Source organism: Nonomuraea sp. NPDC049486 (assembly GCF_040676925.1).
Lineage (GTDB): Bacteria > Actinomycetota > Actinomycetes > Streptosporangiales > Streptosporangiaceae > Nonomuraea > Nonomuraea ferruginea.
Window position 1 is genome coordinate 1 of sequence record NZ_JBFAPV010000003.1, and the last position, 14,201, is coordinate 14,201.

Consider the following 14,201-nt stretch of genomic DNA (forward strand, 5'->3'; position numbering starts at 1 on the left):
TCCCGGTAGACGACCGGGTTGATAGGCCGGAGGTGGAAGCGCGGTAACGTGTGGAGCTGACCGGTACTAATAGGCCGAGGACTTGACCACAAAGCGTCTTGCTTCTTTTGTAGAATTGAGTTTTGCTCGCGTCCACTAGGCAATTCTGAGACAACAAGCCCCTGTGGTTTGTGTGTTTCGGAGGGTTACGGCGGTTATGGCGGGAAGGAAACACCCGGTTACATTCCGAACCCGGAAGTTAAGCTTCTCTGCGCCGATGGTACTGCACTCGGGAGGGTGTGGGAGAGTAGGTCACCGCCGGACAATTTTCATATGGGAAAGGCCCCGACAGGTTCTGTCGGGGCCTTTCCTTGTTCATGACGGCTTCGAGGCTTCGGTCTCGGGGGCTTTTCTTGTGGGTGAGCCCTGAGGCTACGCCCACGAGGCTCGCCCTGTTTCATGGAGGCTTCGGCTATCACGCCGGGGCCCGTGCAAAGACCGGCAACGCCGCTGTCAGTTGTTGTCGACGTACTCGTCGCGTAGCTTGCGGCGCTGGAGCTTGCCCGCCTCCGTCCGCGGGAAGTCCTCGCGGAAATCGAACCTGCGCGGGCGCTTGTACGAGGCGAGCCCTTCGGCACAGTAGGCCCGGAGTTTCTCGGCCAGTCCCTCTCCGGCCTCCACGCCCGGTGACGGCTGGACGATGGCGAGCACGCTCTGACCCCAGTCAGGGTCGGGAACGCCGATCACGGCGATGTCCTGGACGGACGGATGGGTGATCAGGAACTGCTCGATCTCGGCCGGGTAGATGTTCACGCCGCCGGAGATGATCAGGTCGGTCCTGCGGTCGAGGAGGAACAGGTAGCCGTCCTCGTCCAGGTAGCCGAAGTCGCCGACCGTGGACATGCCGTCGAGCCGGGCGGCCGCGGTCTTCCCCGGGTCGTTGTAGTACTCGAATGCCTGGCCGGCATTGCTGAAATAGATCGTTCCAGGCTCGCCGTCCGGCACCTCTTCGCCGTTCTCGCCGACGATGCGGAGCGTGGTGCCCGGCTGCGGCCGGCCGACCGTGCCGGGCTTGGCCAGCCACTCCTCCGGGGTGACCTGGGACATGCCGCCTTCGGTGGCCGCCAGATACTCGTAGAGCTTGGGGCCGACCCACTCCATCATCTGCTTCTTGACCTCGACGGGGCAGGGCGCCGCGGCGTGGATCAGGCTGTCCAGGCTGGAGACGTCGTAGCGGAGGCGGACCTCCTCGGGCAGGCGGAGCATCCGGTGGAAGTGGGTGGGCACCATGTGGCTGGTGGTCACCTTGTAGCGCTCGATGGCGCGCAGCACCGCCTCGGCGTCGAACTTGAGGTGGCAGACCACGGTGTGGCCCAGGTGCAGCGCGTTGATGGCGAACGCGCCGGGGGCGGCGTGGTACAGCGGCGAGCAGACGAGGTGGACACCCTGCTTCCGGAAGCCGAGCGTGTAGAAGTGCTTCGAGGCGAGCGGGGCTTCCTGTTCGGGGCTGAGGCCCGACAGCGGCCGGCGCACGCCCTTGGGGCGGCCGGTGGTGCCCGAGGTGTAGTTCATGATGGCGCCCATGACCCGGTCGCCGGGTTGGTCCTCGGGCCGGCCGCTCCACAGCTCGGGGTAGGGCTGCCAGCCCTCGACCTCGTCGCCGATGGCGTAGCGGTGCGCCGGCAGCCCGCCGATCTCGCTGTGCAGGTGTCCGGCCAGGTCGGAGTGGGCGACGAGCACCTTGGCGGTGCTGTCCTTGACGATGTAGGCGACCTCGGGCGGGGCGAGATGGGTGTTGATCGGCACGATGTAGGCGCCGAGCTGGATGGTGGCGAGTGCCAGCTCTATGTACTCCCGGCCGTTGTGCACCAGGATGGCGACCATGTCTTCCTTGCCCACGCCGAGCGCTCGGAGGCCGTGGGAGATGCGGTTGACCTGGGCTCCCAGCTCACCGAAGGTGGTCTCTTCGCCCTGCGGGCCGATGAAGGCCACTCGCTGGGGGTCCTGGAGCGCCAGCGCGTAGAAACCGGGATTCTCGGACGTCGTGTCAGGGTTGGTAGCCGGCATTCGTTCCTCCAGACCTTCCGCCTTGCGGCGATCGCCCAAGGACGCACGACCCTGATTTCAGACACCAAGTGTCCGAAATTGGTCAGGGGATTGGTGTGCGACTTCGTACCGTGAAATTCAGACGAAATGCGTCCGCAACACAGAAGCTAAGACCGGGCCCCGTCGGTGTCAAGGGCGGCCTCGGCGGGACGATAGCCGATGGAGGAGAGCACGAAATCGACGACCCGCTCGGCGTAGCGGGGGGCGTCCTCCAGGAGGGCGGGCATCCTGTCGATCGGCGTGGAAAGCACGTGGTTGACGATGATGCCGTTCACCGCGTCTAGCACCAGGGCCGGCGAGGTGCCCTGGGGGATCTCGCCCCGGTCGATGGCGAGCAGCACGAGCCGCCTGGACAGGGTCCGCCACTGCTTCCCGAGGTCCTCCATGGCCTGGCCGAACAGCTCGGGATAGAACTTGGCCTCGATCTGCGCCCGCAGCCCGACCAGGCCGTCGCGGCTCTGCTGCGCCTTCAGCGTGCGGACGCACATGGCCAGGAGGTCCTCGCGCAGCGAGCCGGTGGTCTCGGCCATGACGGGCATGGTGATCGAGGCCAGGGCCTCGACGATCAGCTTCTCCTTGCTCTCCCAGCGGCGGTAGAGGGCGGCCTTGCCCACGCGTGCCCGGCGCGCGACGGCGTCCATGGTGAACCCGGCCCAGCCGACCTCCGCGTAGATCTGCAGCGTCGCGTCGAGGACTCGGGGCTCGATGCCGGGGTCGGGTGGTCGTCCGGGGCGGGAGGTGGTCGAAGCGGTTTTCATATTTTCTCAGTCTGCCAGGTCTCGGGAGGTTCGCCACCGGTTCCGCGGTATTTACAGACGAACTTTGTCCGGATTATGGTGCTGGCAGGACCCTTACGGAAGGAGCGCTCCCTTGGCGCTGAATCTGGACCTGGTGGGCAAGGAGTGGGAGGGCGGGGGCCGGCGATGGACCTCGGCCGACGCCATCCTCTACGCGCTCGGCGTCGGGGCGGGGGCCGAGGATCCGCTGACGGAGCTGCCGTTCACGACGGAGAACTCGCACGACGTCGCCCAGCAGGTGCTACCCACCTTCGCGGTCATGATCGGCGGCACCGGAGGGTCGATGCCCCCGCTGGGTGACTTCCACCTCGCCCAGGTGCTGCACGCCGAGCAGTCGATCACGCTGCACGGCGCGCTGCCTCCCGAGGGCTCCACCGTGACCAGGAGCCGTGTGGCCGCCTTCTACGACAAGGGGCCGAACGCCATCGCCGTCCTGGAGTCGACAGTCATGGACGCGGACTCGGGCAAGGTGCTCGCCGAGTCCAGCACCGGCACCTTCATCAGGGGCGAGGGCGGCTTCGGCGGCGAGCGAGGCTCCGCCGCGCCGTGGGAACGACCGGAGCGCGAGCCCGACCACGTGGTCACTTACCGGACGCGGCCCGACCAGGCCCTGCTCTACCGGCTGAGCGGCGACCGCAACCCGCTGCACTCCGACCCGTGGCTCGCCGGGAAGGCCGGGTTCGACCGTCCGATCCTGCACGGCCTGTGCACCTTCGGGTTCACCGGAAGGGCGCTGCTGCACACCGCGTGCGGCTCGGACCCGGAGCTGTTCGGCACCATGTCGGCGCGCTTCGCCTCCCCGGTCTTCCCTGGGCAGGAACTGGCGGTGGCCCTGTGGGACGACGGCGAGACCTGGCGCTTCCAGACCACGGTGGCCGGTCGGGTCGTGCTGGATCGCGGCACGTTCAGCCGGAGGACCGGGTGATCGAGGACTTCATGCCCAAGCCGACGCCCGAGACCGCACCGTACTGGGACGCCGCGAAGGCGGGCGAGCTGCGCGTCCAGCAGTGCGGCGCGTGCGGCCGGCACTACTTCTACCCACGGCCGTTCTGCCGCTACTGCGCCTCGCCTGACGTCGCCTGGGTGACGGTGTCCGGCCGCGCGCGGCTCGTCTCGTACGTGATCAACAGACGGCCGATGCCCGGCTTCGAGTCCGTCTCGCCGGTGATCGCGCTGGTGGAGCTCGACGAGGGCCCGCGGCTCATGACGAATGTGGTCGGCGTCGAGCCGGCGCCCGAGAACCTGCCCCTGGACCTGCGGCTCCGGGTGACGTTCGAGGAGCGCGGCGGGACCGTGCTGCCGGTCTTCCAGCCTGAAGAGGAGAGCGCGTGACCAGCATGCACGGCGGCCGGATCGCGATCGTCGGCGCGGCCGAGACCGACGAGATCGGGGTCCTGCCGGGCACCTCGATGCTGCAGTTGCACGCCGAGGCCGGGCTGAACGCCCTGCGGGACGCCGGGCTCACCCCCGCCGACGTGGACGGCGTGGCGACCGCCGGGCCGCTGGCCCTTGACGTGGCGCACCACCTGGGCATCAACCCGCGCTGGGCCGACGGCACCATGGTCGGCGGCTGCAGCTTCCTGCTGCACGTCCGGCACGCGGCGGCGGCCATCGCGGCCGGCGCGGCCGACGTCGTCCTCATCACCCACGGCGAGTCCGGGCGGTCGCGGGTGGGCGCGCCGCGGTGGGGCGGGGCCAACGCGACCCCCGCCGGACAGTTCGAGGCGCCGTACGGTGCCATCACCCCGTACGCCACGTTCACCGTCCCCGCCCTGCGCTTCCTGCACGAGCGCGGCATGGACCGGGAGGACCTGGCCTGGGTGGTCGTCGCCCAGCGGGAGTGGGCGAGCAAGAACCCGCGGGCCCTGCGGCGTGACATCGTCTCGGTGGACGAGGTGCTCCAGGCTCCGGAGATCGCCTACCCGTTCACCAGGGACATGTGCTGTGTGGTCACCGACGGCGGCGGCGCCCTGGTGCTGACCAGCGCGGAACGCGCCGCCGACCTGCCCGGGGGGAGCCGGGCCGTCTACCTGCTGGGCTCGGGCGAGGCCACCGAGAGCGCGATGGTGTCCCAGATGGAGGATCCGGGGTCGTTCCAGGCGTTCCGCCGCTCCAGCGCCGAGGCGTTCCGCACGGCCGGGCTCGGGCACGGCGACGTCGACCATCTGATGATCTACGACGCTTTCGCGCACCTGCCGCTCTACGGGCTGGAGGATCTCGGGTTCGTCGGCAGGGGAGAGTCGGGGGCGTTCATCGCGGACGGTCACACGATTCCGGGCGGCAGCCTCCCGGTGAACACCAACGGCGGCGGGCTCGCGTACACGCACACCGGCATGTACGGGATGTTCGCGATCCTGGAGTCCGTCCGGCAGTTGCGGGGCGAGGCCGCCGCGCAGGTGCCCGACGTGGAGGTCAGCTTCGTGCAGGGGGTGGGCATCTTCTTCGCGGCGTCTGGCAGCCTTGTCCTGTCCAACCGCGGATCTTGATCGAACGGAGCTCGGTGGCGATGCCTCGCACCCCCGGAAAGTCGAGCGGCGTCGTCATCGCCGCCCTGGCCTTCAGCGGCATGGTCGTGTCGATGATGTTCACCCTGGTGGTGCCCATCATCCCCGACCTGCCGAGGCTGGTGTCGGCCTCGGCGGAGGACGCGTCCTGGGTGATCACCTCCACGCTGCTGTCGTCGGCGGTGTTCACGCCCGTGAGCGGGCGGCTCGGAGACATGTACGGCAAGCGCCGGATGATCGTGATCAGCCTCTCGCTGATGATCCTCGGATCGGCGATCTGTGTCTTCACCAGCGCGCTGCCCCTCGTGGTGATCGGCCGTACGCTGCAGGGCTGCGCGGTCGGCGTGATCCCGCTCGGCATCAGCATCATGCGCGACCTGCTGCCGCCCGGCCGGCTGGGCTCGGCCATGGCGCTGATGAGCGCCACGCTGGGCGCCGGCGGCGCCATCGGGCTGCCGCTGGGCGCGGTCGTCGCCCAGTACGCCAACTGGCACGTGCTCTTCCTGGTCGCCGCCGCGATGGGGGCGGCGGGCCTGGTCCTGACCATCACGCTCGTGCCCGTCTCGCCGCTGCGGACAGGCGGGCGCTTCGACTTCCTCGGCGTGGCCGGGCTGTCGGCCGGGCTGGTCTGCTTCCTGTTGCCCATCAGCAAGGGCGGCAGCTGGGGCTGGACGAGCCCGCTGACCCTGGGCCTGTTCGCCGCGGCGGTGGTGATCTTCGCGCTCTGGGGATGGGCGGAGCTGCGGATGCGCAATCCGCTGGTCGACCTGCGGACCACCACCCGGCGCGAGGTGCTGCTCACCAACCTGGCGTCCATCGCCTTCGGGTTCGCCATGTTCGGCACCCAGCTGGTCTTCCCCCAGGTGCTGCAGGCGCCGGCCGCCTCCGGTTACGGGCTGGGGCTCACGTTGTTCGAGGCCGGGCTGTGCATGGCGGTGGGCGGCGGCATGATGATCGTGCTCTCGCCCGTCTCGGCCCGTGTCACCGGAGCCTACGGCCCCAAGGTGACGCTCATGCTCGGCGCCCTGCTCTCCATCGCGGGCTACGTCACCGCGCTGTTCCTCATGACGGAGGTCTGGCACGTCGCGCTGGCCGCGACGATCGTCTCGGCCGGGGCCGGTCTCGGGTACGCCGCCATGCCCGCCTCGATCATGGGAGCGGTGCCCACCTCGGAGACCGGCGCGGCCAACGGCTTCAACTCGCTGATGCGCTCCATCGGCACGTCGACGGCCAGCGCGGTGATCGGCGCGGTGCTGGCCGCGCAGACCGTCCAACTGGGAGCCGTGACTCTGCCCTCGCGCGACGGCCTCCAGATCGCGCTGGTCATCTCGGCGGTCGCGGCGGCCGCCGGGATGGTCATCTCGGCTTTCCTGCCCAGGCGCGGGTCGGCCCGCAGGGGCGCCCGCCCCGAGCCGCCTCAGGGACGTCCCGGCACGCGGCTCCCCGGGAAGGCCGGGGAGCCGCTCGTCGACGACGTCGCGGGCGACGCGCGGTCACGGAGCGCCGACTAGCCGCCGGATCTAGCGGGGGAGGACGAGCAGGGCGTCGCCGACGGCGCGCTCCCCGCCGTCGGACGGCTGGTTGACGACCTTGCCCTTCACGACCATCGCCGTCGACCCGCCGCCGTCCAGGTTGATCGCCTGGGTGGCGCCGAGCCAGCGCATGAACTGGGCAGCCTCGACGAAGTTCGCGCCCACGGTGATGCCCGGCTTGCGGCCGTCGATCGTGGCCACGATCAGGCTCCCGTTGCGGGTGGTGCCGACCAGGGTGCGCGGGTGGCGGCGGAGGATCATGTTGACCGAGTCGTGGCCGTCGCGCCTGGCGGTGATCGCGGTGCGCCCGTTGCGGACCAGGCCCACGCCGCCCGACACGACGTGCAGGTCGGGGGTGAGCTGAAGGTTCCTCTTCTTGCGCAGGTCGCGCACCTTGGTGTCGACCTTGACGGTCCAGCCTTCCCAGAGGTGCTCGTTGAGCCACATGGCCGCCTCGCCGCCGCCGTGGAGCACCCGCTTGCCCTTCGGCACCGCGGCGCCGGGGGTGCGGACCGCCTCCACCCGGCCGTTGGCGTCGATGACCACGTCGGTGCCGTCGACGGCGGGGGTCTTGGCGCCGTACTCCTCGGTGTAGAGGACGAGCTCGTCGGCGGCCGCCGCGCGGTTGACACCGGCGATCGGGTGCTTGGCGCCGTCCTGGGAGACGGCCGTGATCGTGGTCGTCAGCTCGGTGATGCGGGCGGTACGGCCGCGCAGCACGATCGCGGAGCGGCCCGGGACCGCCTCGCTGAGCAGCCTGCCCGCGACCACGGAGGCGCCCACCGGCTCGCCGCGCAACTGCTTGGCGGTGTGGATGTTGAAGAAGCCGCCGTTGACGGCCGCGACCGCGCCGCCCCGCTTGGCCATCGACGAGACCGTCTCGCGCTTGGCCACGCTGGTGCCGAGCGAGGCCGCGTACGAGCCGCGGAAGGTGCGGGCGTCGACCGTGAGCACCTTGACGTGCCACGGGCCGGTGGTCTTGAGTCCGTCGTCGCCCAGGTAGTCGACCTTGACCTTCAGGCCGGCCTTCTTGAGCTTCGCGGCCGCCTTGTCGGCCTTGGCGCGCTGCTTGAACGACCACAGGCCCACGCGCACCATGAAGAGCTCCTGCGCGGGGGCGTCGGCGACCTGCGGGCGCTCCAGCCGCTGGATGCCGGCGACCTCGCCGGCCGCCTCGACCGCGGCCAGCGTGGTCTCCGCGGCCTCGCGGGTGCCGGCGTCGCGGCCGTTCGGCAGGAGCACGGTCACCGTGTAGCCGTCGGTGGACGAGCCCGCCTTCACGTCGTACAGGTCGATGCCCGAGGTCACGCTGGTCATGGTCTTGGTCGGTGCGGACCGCGCACCGAGCGGGAAGTTGGATGACGGGAACTTCACCGTCGCCTGCTCGGCTGCGGCGCCGGGCACGGTGAGGCCCGTGATCGTCGTGGCCATGGCCAGGCCGACGACGAGAGTGCGTCGAGACATGCGAACTCCAGGAGGGTGGAACGGGACCGCCCCATCCTGACGTGATCAAGCTGATCGGGTCTGGAGAACACGCCAAACGGTTGAAAGAGGTTACGCGATCGACATACGCCCGGACTGGTGAGTTCGACCTTCGCCTAGAATGGGTGCGTGAAGCGCATCGGCATGTGGTGGTGGCCGCGAGACGGCCTCTGACCTTCGCATGCGCAAGGGCCGTCCTCAGGGCGGCCCCGGGCGCAGGGCATCCCTCCGGACGGCGTCGACCGATCGAGGAGGGACCATGCAACACACCGTGCTCACCGGAGACCGCCCCACCGGGCCGCTCCATCTCGGCCACTACTTCGGCTCCCTGGCCAACCGCGTCCGCCTGCAGGACCGGTTCCCGATGTACGTGCTGGTGGCCGACTACCAGGTGATCACCGACCGGGATCTGCCGGGGGAGATCCAGCGCAACATCACCGAGTTGCTGCTCGACTATCTCGCGGTGGGGCTCGACCCGGCCAAGGTGACGATCTTCCAGCACAGCGCCGTGCCCGAGCTCAACCAGCTCATGCTGCCGTTCCTGAGCCTGGTGACGGTGTCGGAGCTGAGCCGCAACCCCACCGTCAAGGACGAGATCGCGCACAGCAGCCAGAAGGCGGTCAGCGGGCTCATGTTCACCTACCCGGTGCACCAGGCGGCCGACATCCTGTTCTGCAAGGGCACACTGGTGCCGGTGGGCAAGGACCAACTGCCGCATCTCGAGGTGACCCGGACGATCGCGCGGCGCTTCAACGAGCGCTACGGCCGCGTCTTCCCGGTGCCCGAGGCCATGCTCGGCGAGCGGCCGCTGCTCCAGGGGCTCGACGGCGGCAAGATGAGCAAGAGCAGGGGCAACGCGATCGCGCTGTCGGCCACCGAGGACGAGACGGCCGCGCTCATCCGCAAGGCACGCACCGACTCCGAGCGGCTGATCACCTACGACGAGGAGAACCGCCCCCAGGTGGCCAACCTGCTCATGATCGCGTCGCTCTGCCTCGGCCGGCCGCCCGCGGAGCTCGCCGCCGAGATCGGGTACGGGGGAGCGGCCGCGCTGAAGCGGTTGACCACGGACGCGGTCAACGACTTCCTGCGGCCGATCAGGAAGCGCAGGAACGAACACGGCGAGGCGGAGGTGCGGGAGATCCTGGCCGAGGGCAACCGGCGGGCCCGTGAACGGGCCGTGGTCACCCTCGACGAGGTGCGCGTGGCGATGGGTTTCTAACGCGGGTGGTAGCTGAGCGTCCTGAAGGGCCAGTGCGCGGACAGCCAGGCTGTCACGGCTTCGTACAGAGGCACGTCCAGGTCGGCCCGGTCGGCCCGGACCCAGGAGGACACGTCGGCGTCGTGGGCGTCGCCCGTTGAGGGATAGATGTAGACGCATCCGATCACGTCGCCGTCCGTGTCCAGGACGGTGTAGGTGAAGCCGCGGCGCCGGGCGAAGTCGTCCGCGTGGCGCCGCAGGTCGGCGAGGTTGGCCTCCAGGGACATGCCCTCCACGGGAGGCCACCGTCCGTCAGGGAAGCCCGGGGTCGCGCGGATGTGCTCGATGCTGCTGGTCCAGGCGGCGTGGTCGGCGGCGTTGTGCTGGGGGCCCAGGGGTTCCAGACGGAACCGCGGGGTGACCGGAGGCGCGGGGACGACGAAGTCGTCGGGGACGAAGGCGCGGTCGTTCATGGGGCCGAGGCTACGAGGCCGGACTCCTGGAGCGCATCCGGATTGATCGCGGGCTAGCGCTGGCGGTCGCGGCGGAACGACTCCAGCGCCAGCAGCGCGACGTGCAGCGACAGGCAGGACTCGACGTCGTCGAGATCGGTGTCGAGGATGCGCTCCAGGCGGCGCAGCCGGTCGTAGAAGGCGGGCCTCGACAGGTGGGCCTTCTGCGCGGCGACCGCCTTGTTGCGGCCCGCGTCGAGGTAGATGCGCAGGATGCGGGCCAGGTCGCCGCCCCGCTGGGCGTCGTGCGCGAGCAGCGCGCCCAGCTCGCGCTCGGCGAACGTCTGCAGCCTGGCGTCGTCGCGCAGCAGGTGGAGCAGCCCGCGCAGGCGCAGGTCGGGCAGCCGGTAGAAGGGCCGGGCGTCGGGCTGCCGGACCGCCACGTCGGCCACCTGCTCGGCCTCCAGGAAGCTGCGCCGTACGTCGCGGATGGACTCGACCACCGAGCCGGCGGCGAGCACGAACGCGGATCCGTGCTTCCACAGCTCGCGCAGGCGCTCGGAGAGCGTCGTCAACGCGGGCTCGGCCTGCGTGCGCGGCGGGAGCGGCAGCAGGACGCCCACCCGGTCCTGGTCGAGCGCGCCCACCAGGGCGGGCAGACGGGCGTCGCGGCAGGCGGCGGCCGTCGCCTCGGCCAGCTCGCCCAGCTCGGCCTGCCCGTCGAGCGCCTGGTCGGCCGGGTCTGTCGGGCGGATGACCACGCTCACCAGCCTGCGGCCGGTGAGCGGCACGCCGACCGCGCGGGCGCGGGCCGCGGCCTCGTCAGGGTCGGAGTAGGCGTGGGTGAGGATGCCGGTGATGATCGTGCCGTGGGCCTGGCGCTCCAGCGACTCCTGGTGGCGCTCCAGCAGGCGGCCCAGGGCGAGCGTGGTGGCGGCGCGCTCGGCCAGCACCAGGTCGCGCGGCGACGGCTTGCGGTCGCACAGCAGGATCAGCCGTCCCCAGTCCTGCCCGCGCGCGCCGACGGTGGTGACGAGCCAGCCCGACGCGGAGTCGTACGCGGTGCGGTCGGCGGGGGCGACGGCCCTGGACCTGCTCTCCCAGCCGGCCAGCAGCGCGCCGGTGTCGCGACCGGCAGACTCGCAGGCCAGCACCTGGTGGGCGAGGTTCTCCAGCAGGACCGGGCGGCCCGACAGCCTGGCCACCTGGGCCAGCACCTCCGCGGGGGACGCGCCCTCGACCGACAGCTCGGTGAACACCTCGTGCAGCTGCTCGGAGGCGCGCAGCTCCTCCAACTGGTTGTCGATGATGCGGGCGTGGACGGCCTCGGTGATCTGCACGAACGGGGTCTCGCGGGCGAGCACGATGACCGGCAGGCCGTGCTCCTCGGCGGACTTGATCACGGCGGGGGGCAGCTCGCGGACGAACCGGCGGCCCAGCTCGACGACCAGGCCGGAGGCGCCGACGGAGGACAGCCCGGCGATGTAGCCGGTGAGCTCGGCGGAGTCGTCGGGCAGCGCGACGCCCGTGGTGAGCACCAGCTCGCCGCCGCGCAGCAGCTGGGCGATGTCGGCGATCTCGCCGACGTGCACCCAGCGCACCTTGGTGTCGAGCCGGTCGGCGCCCGCCACGACCTGTGGGCTGCCGCGGCGGACCGTCTCCAGCTCCAGGATGTCGGCGATGGTGGGCAGCACGACGCCGAGCCTATCCGATCAGCCTGTAATCCTGGGCGGGCCATGGTTGACAGACTGCCAGGAAGATCAGCGGATCAGGTCCTCCTCGCGGAACTCCCGCGCCGGGCTCTGCTCGCGCAGCTCCACCCGGCGGATCTTGCCCGAGATCGTCTTGGGCAGCTCGGCGAACTCCAGCCTGCGCACCCGCTTGAACGGGGCCAGCTCGCGCCGGCAGTGCTCGAAGATCGACCGGGCCGTGTCCTCGTCGGGCTCGGCCCCGGGCGCGAGCGTCACGTACGCCTTGGGCACGGCCAGGCGCACCGGGTCGGGGGCGGGCACCACGGCCGCCTCCGCGACGGCGGGATGCTCCAGCAGCACGCTCTCCAGCTCGAACGGCGAGATGCGGTAGTCGGAGGCCTTGAACACGTCGTCGGTCCTGCCCACGTAGGTGATGTAGCCGTCGGCGTCCCGGGAGGCCATGTCACCCGTGTGATAGTGCCCATCGCGCATCGCTTCACTGGATCCGGCGACATATCCGGACATGAGGCCGAGGGGGCGGTTCTCCAGCGGGATGCAGATCTCCCCGTCGTCCCCCGGTTCCCCGGTCTCCGGATCGAGCAGCACGATCTCGTACCCCGGCAGCGGCCGCCCCATCGAGCCCGGTCTGACCGGCTCGCCCGGGACGTTGCCGATCTGCGCGGTCGTCTCCGTCTGTCCGTAGCCGTCCCTGATCGTGAGGCCCCACGCCTTGGCCACCTGGTCGATGATCTCCGGGTTGAGCGGCTCGCCGGCGGCCACGGCGGTGCGCAGCGGCAGCCGCCACGCCGCCAGGTCCTCCTGGATCAGCATCCGCCACACGGTCGGCGGCGCGCAGAAGGTGTCGACGCCCTCGTCGCGCAGCACCCGCAGCAGTTCGGCCGCCGAGAAGCGCTGGTAGTCGTGGACGAGCACGGTCGCGCCCGCGTTCCAGGGCGCGAACACGTTGCTCCAGGCGTGCTTGGCCCAGCCGGGCGAGGACACGTTGAGATGCACGTCGCCGGGCCGGATGCCGATCCAGTACATGGTCGACAGGTGGCCGGCAGGATAGGAGGCGTGGGTGTGCTCGACCAGCTTGGGCTGCGAGGTCGTGCCGGAGGTGAAGTAGAGCAGCAGGGTGTCGCCCGCGTGCGTCGGCCCGTCGGGCGTGAACCGCTCGGCCGCCTGGGAGGACTCGTGGTAGGGCAGCCAGCCGTACGCGTCGCCGACCGCGATCCTGGTGTAGGGGCCGCCGCCGAACTTGCCCGCGTCCTCGGCGTTGGCGATCACGTGGGACACCCCGCCGCGCTCGATCCGCTCGGTCACGTCCTTGCGGGTCAGCAGCGTGGTGGCCGGGATGACGACCGCGCCCAGCTTCATCGCGGCCAGCAGCGACTCCCACAGCTCGGGCTGGTTGCCGAGCATGAGCAGGATCCGGTCGCCGCGCCGCACGCCCTGCTCGTGCAGCCAGTTGGCCACCCGGCTGGAGCGCACGGACAGCTCGGCGAAGGTGTACGAGACCCTGCCGGTGATCTTGAGGGCGATCCGGTCCGGGGTCTCGGCGGCCAGCACGCCGTCGAACCAGTCGAGCGCCCAGTTGAACTCGCCCAGCTCCGGCCACCGGAACTCCCGGCGGGCGGTGGGGTAGTCGGCCTGGAGCAGGAAGTCGCGCGCGGCTCGGAAATCGCTCATGCTCCGGATCCTGCTACGCCGTCAGCCTCGCCTCAAGGCCATCGAGCACCGCCGCGAGTCCGAAGGTGAACATCATCTCGCGCGACTCCCTCAGGTCGGCCGGCTTGCTCTCGCGCATCCGCTCCAGCAGGTCGGGGTGGGCGGCGGCGGCCCGCTCGACGGCCTCGCGCATGCTGTCCTCGTCGAGGGGGTCCCTGGCCATCGCCTCGTTGTAGGCCACTTCGGGGATGGTGGTGCCGAACACGAAGGCGGTCAGCGTGGACGCGGCGTAGTCGATCTCCAGCCCCCGGAACCCGGCGCCCTTGAAGGCCCGGGTGAGCCGGCTGGTGACCTCCAGCGCGTTGGGCCCGAGCGCGGGCGTGCGCCCGATGAGCCCGGCGGACCAGGGATGGCGCAGCATCACCCGGCGCATGCTGTGGGCGAAGGCGCCGGCCGTCTGGCGCCACCACTTCGTCTCCTCCGGCGGCGGCACCGTCATCTCGCCCCAGATCTCGTCGTAGACCAGCTCCAGCAGCTCGCGCTTGTTGGCCACGTACCAGTAGAGGCTGGTCGCGCCCGCGTCGAGCTTCGCGCCGAGCTTGCGCATGCTCAGCCCGTCGAGCCCTTCGGCGTCGAGCAGCTCCATCGCGGCGCGCACGATCTCCTCGCGGCTGCGGCCCGGGCTTTTGGCGGGCCGGGGGTCGCGCGTCCACACCGAGGAGAACTGCTTGCCGGTCATGCTTCCAGATTAAATCCTCTCGCACACTGTACGGGTTTCCTCGTACAGTG

General features: G+C 70.5%; 12 protein-coding genes and 2 rRNA genes. 7 read left to right on the forward strand and 7 right to left on the reverse strand.

Annotated elements, in window-relative coordinates:
- Together AB0K05_RS08855 and rrf are read left to right on the forward strand one after the other, a co-directional pair.
- Positions 1-90 (forward strand): 23S ribosomal RNA (locus AB0K05_RS08855); the annotation flags it as partial.
- A gap of 96 nt (positions 91-186) precedes the next feature.
- A 5S ribosomal RNA gene (gene rrf, locus AB0K05_RS08860) occupies positions 187-303 on the forward strand.
- A gap of 189 nt (positions 304-492) precedes the next feature.
- On the opposite strand, the gene AB0K05_RS08865 is transcribed toward rrf, so the two are convergent.
- Positions 493-2,046 carry an AMP-binding protein gene (locus AB0K05_RS08865; protein ID WP_364228071.1) on the reverse strand — a complete coding sequence of 518 codons (1,554 nt, stop codon included), beginning with the start codon at positions 2,044-2,046 and terminating at the stop codon, positions 493-495.
- 146 nt (positions 2,047-2,192) lie between these two features.
- Entirely contained in the window at positions 2,193-2,843 is a 651-nt protein-coding gene (locus tag AB0K05_RS08870; RefSeq protein ID WP_271276058.1) for a TetR/AcrR family transcriptional regulator, read from the reverse strand.
- Between the two features lie 112 nt (positions 2,844-2,955).
- Here AB0K05_RS08870 and AB0K05_RS08875 point away from each other — a divergent pair, with 112 nt between their 5' ends.
- From AB0K05_RS08875 to AB0K05_RS08890, 4 genes are read left to right on the forward strand one after another with little or no spacing between them, the layout of a single operon-like run.
- Positions 2,956-3,807 (forward strand): MaoC/PaaZ C-terminal domain-containing protein, encoded by an 852-nt coding sequence (locus AB0K05_RS08875; protein ID WP_364228073.1) that lies wholly within the window; start codon positions 2,956-2,958, stop codon positions 3,805-3,807.
- On the forward strand, positions 3,804-4,214 hold the full coding sequence (locus tag AB0K05_RS08880; protein ID WP_364228075.1) for an OB-fold domain-containing protein: 411 nt from the start codon (positions 3,804-3,806) through the stop codon (positions 4,212-4,214). Before AB0K05_RS08875 ends, AB0K05_RS08880 begins: the two co-directional genes overlap by 4 nt.
- A gap of 5 nt (positions 4,215-4,219) precedes the next feature.
- Positions 4,220-5,368: a thiolase gene (locus tag AB0K05_RS08885; protein WP_364228808.1), complete on the forward strand. Its 1,149-nt coding sequence runs from the start codon at positions 4,220-4,222 to the stop codon at positions 5,366-5,368.
- Between the two features lie 20 nt (positions 5,369-5,388).
- On the forward strand, positions 5,389-6,897 hold the full coding sequence (locus tag AB0K05_RS08890) for an MFS transporter (protein ID WP_364228810.1): 1,509 nt from the start codon (positions 5,389-5,391) through the stop codon (positions 6,895-6,897).
- 9 nt (positions 6,898-6,906) lie between these two features.
- Here AB0K05_RS08890 and AB0K05_RS08895 read toward each other — a convergent pair whose 3' ends face one another.
- Positions 6,907-8,382: a phosphodiester glycosidase family protein gene (locus tag AB0K05_RS08895; protein ID WP_271276054.1), complete on the reverse strand. Its 1,476-nt coding sequence runs from the start codon at positions 8,380-8,382 to the stop codon at positions 6,907-6,909.
- A gap of 277 nt (positions 8,383-8,659) precedes the next feature.
- On the opposite strand from AB0K05_RS08895, the gene trpS reads away from it, so the two are divergent.
- On the forward strand, positions 8,660-9,622 hold the full coding sequence (gene trpS / locus AB0K05_RS08900; RefSeq protein ID WP_271276053.1) for a tryptophan--tRNA ligase: 963 nt from the start codon (positions 8,660-8,662) through the stop codon (positions 9,620-9,622).
- On the opposite strand, the gene AB0K05_RS08905 is transcribed toward trpS, so the two are convergent.
- The 4 genes from AB0K05_RS08905 to AB0K05_RS08920 all read right to left on the reverse strand — a co-directional run bounded on the left by AB0K05_RS08905 (position 9,619) and on the right by AB0K05_RS08920 (position 14,151).
- A complete protein-coding gene (locus AB0K05_RS08905) occupies positions 9,619-10,074 on the reverse strand; it encodes an N-acetyltransferase (RefSeq protein WP_364228078.1) in 456 nt (151 codons plus the stop codon). The genes trpS and AB0K05_RS08905 overlap by 4 nt on opposite strands.
- Before the next feature lie 53 nt (positions 10,075-10,127).
- Positions 10,128-11,747 (reverse strand): PucR family transcriptional regulator ligand-binding domain-containing protein, encoded by a 1,620-nt coding sequence (locus tag AB0K05_RS08910; protein ID WP_148033713.1) that lies wholly within the window; start codon positions 11,745-11,747, stop codon positions 10,128-10,130.
- Between the two features lie 66 nt (positions 11,748-11,813).
- Entirely contained in the window at positions 11,814-13,433 is a 1,620-nt protein-coding gene (locus AB0K05_RS08915; RefSeq protein ID WP_364228080.1) for an AMP-binding protein, read from the reverse strand.
- 13 nt (positions 13,434-13,446) lie between these two features.
- Positions 13,447-14,151 carry a TetR/AcrR family transcriptional regulator C-terminal domain-containing protein gene (locus AB0K05_RS08920; RefSeq protein ID WP_364228082.1) on the reverse strand — a complete coding sequence of 235 codons (705 nt, stop codon included), beginning with the start codon at positions 14,149-14,151 and terminating at the stop codon, positions 13,447-13,449.
- Between the last annotated feature and the right edge of the window lie 50 nt (positions 14,152-14,201).

Coding starts and splice junctions, on each gene's coding strand:
- AB0K05_RS08865 (WP_364228071.1), bottom strand. CDS start 2,046: ATGCCGGCTACCAACCCTGACACGACGTCCGAGAATCCCGGTTTCTAC.
- AB0K05_RS08915 (WP_364228080.1), bottom strand. CDS start 13,433: ATGAGCGATTTCCGAGCCGCGCGCGACTTCCTGCTCCAGGCCGACTAC.
- trpS (WP_271276053.1), top strand. CDS start 8,660: ATGCAACACACCGTGCTCACCGGAGACCGCCCCACCGGGCCGCTCCAT.
- AB0K05_RS08885 (WP_364228808.1), top strand. CDS start 4,220: ATGCACGGCGGCCGGATCGCGATCGTCGGCGCGGCCGAGACCGACGAG.
- AB0K05_RS08905 (WP_364228078.1), bottom strand. CDS start 10,074: ATGAACGACCGCGCCTTCGTCCCCGACGACTTCGTCGTCCCCGCGCCT.
- AB0K05_RS08895 (WP_271276054.1), bottom strand. CDS start 8,382: ATGTCTCGACGCACTCTCGTCGTCGGCCTGGCCATGGCCACGACGATC.
- AB0K05_RS08870 (WP_271276058.1), bottom strand. CDS start 2,843: ATGAAAACCGCTTCGACCACCTCCCGCCCCGGACGACCACCCGACCCC.
- AB0K05_RS08920 (WP_364228082.1), bottom strand. CDS start 14,151: ATGACCGGCAAGCAGTTCTCCTCGGTGTGGACGCGCGACCCCCGGCCC.
- AB0K05_RS08890 (WP_364228810.1), top strand. CDS start 5,389: ATGCCTCGCACCCCCGGAAAGTCGAGCGGCGTCGTCATCGCCGCCCTG.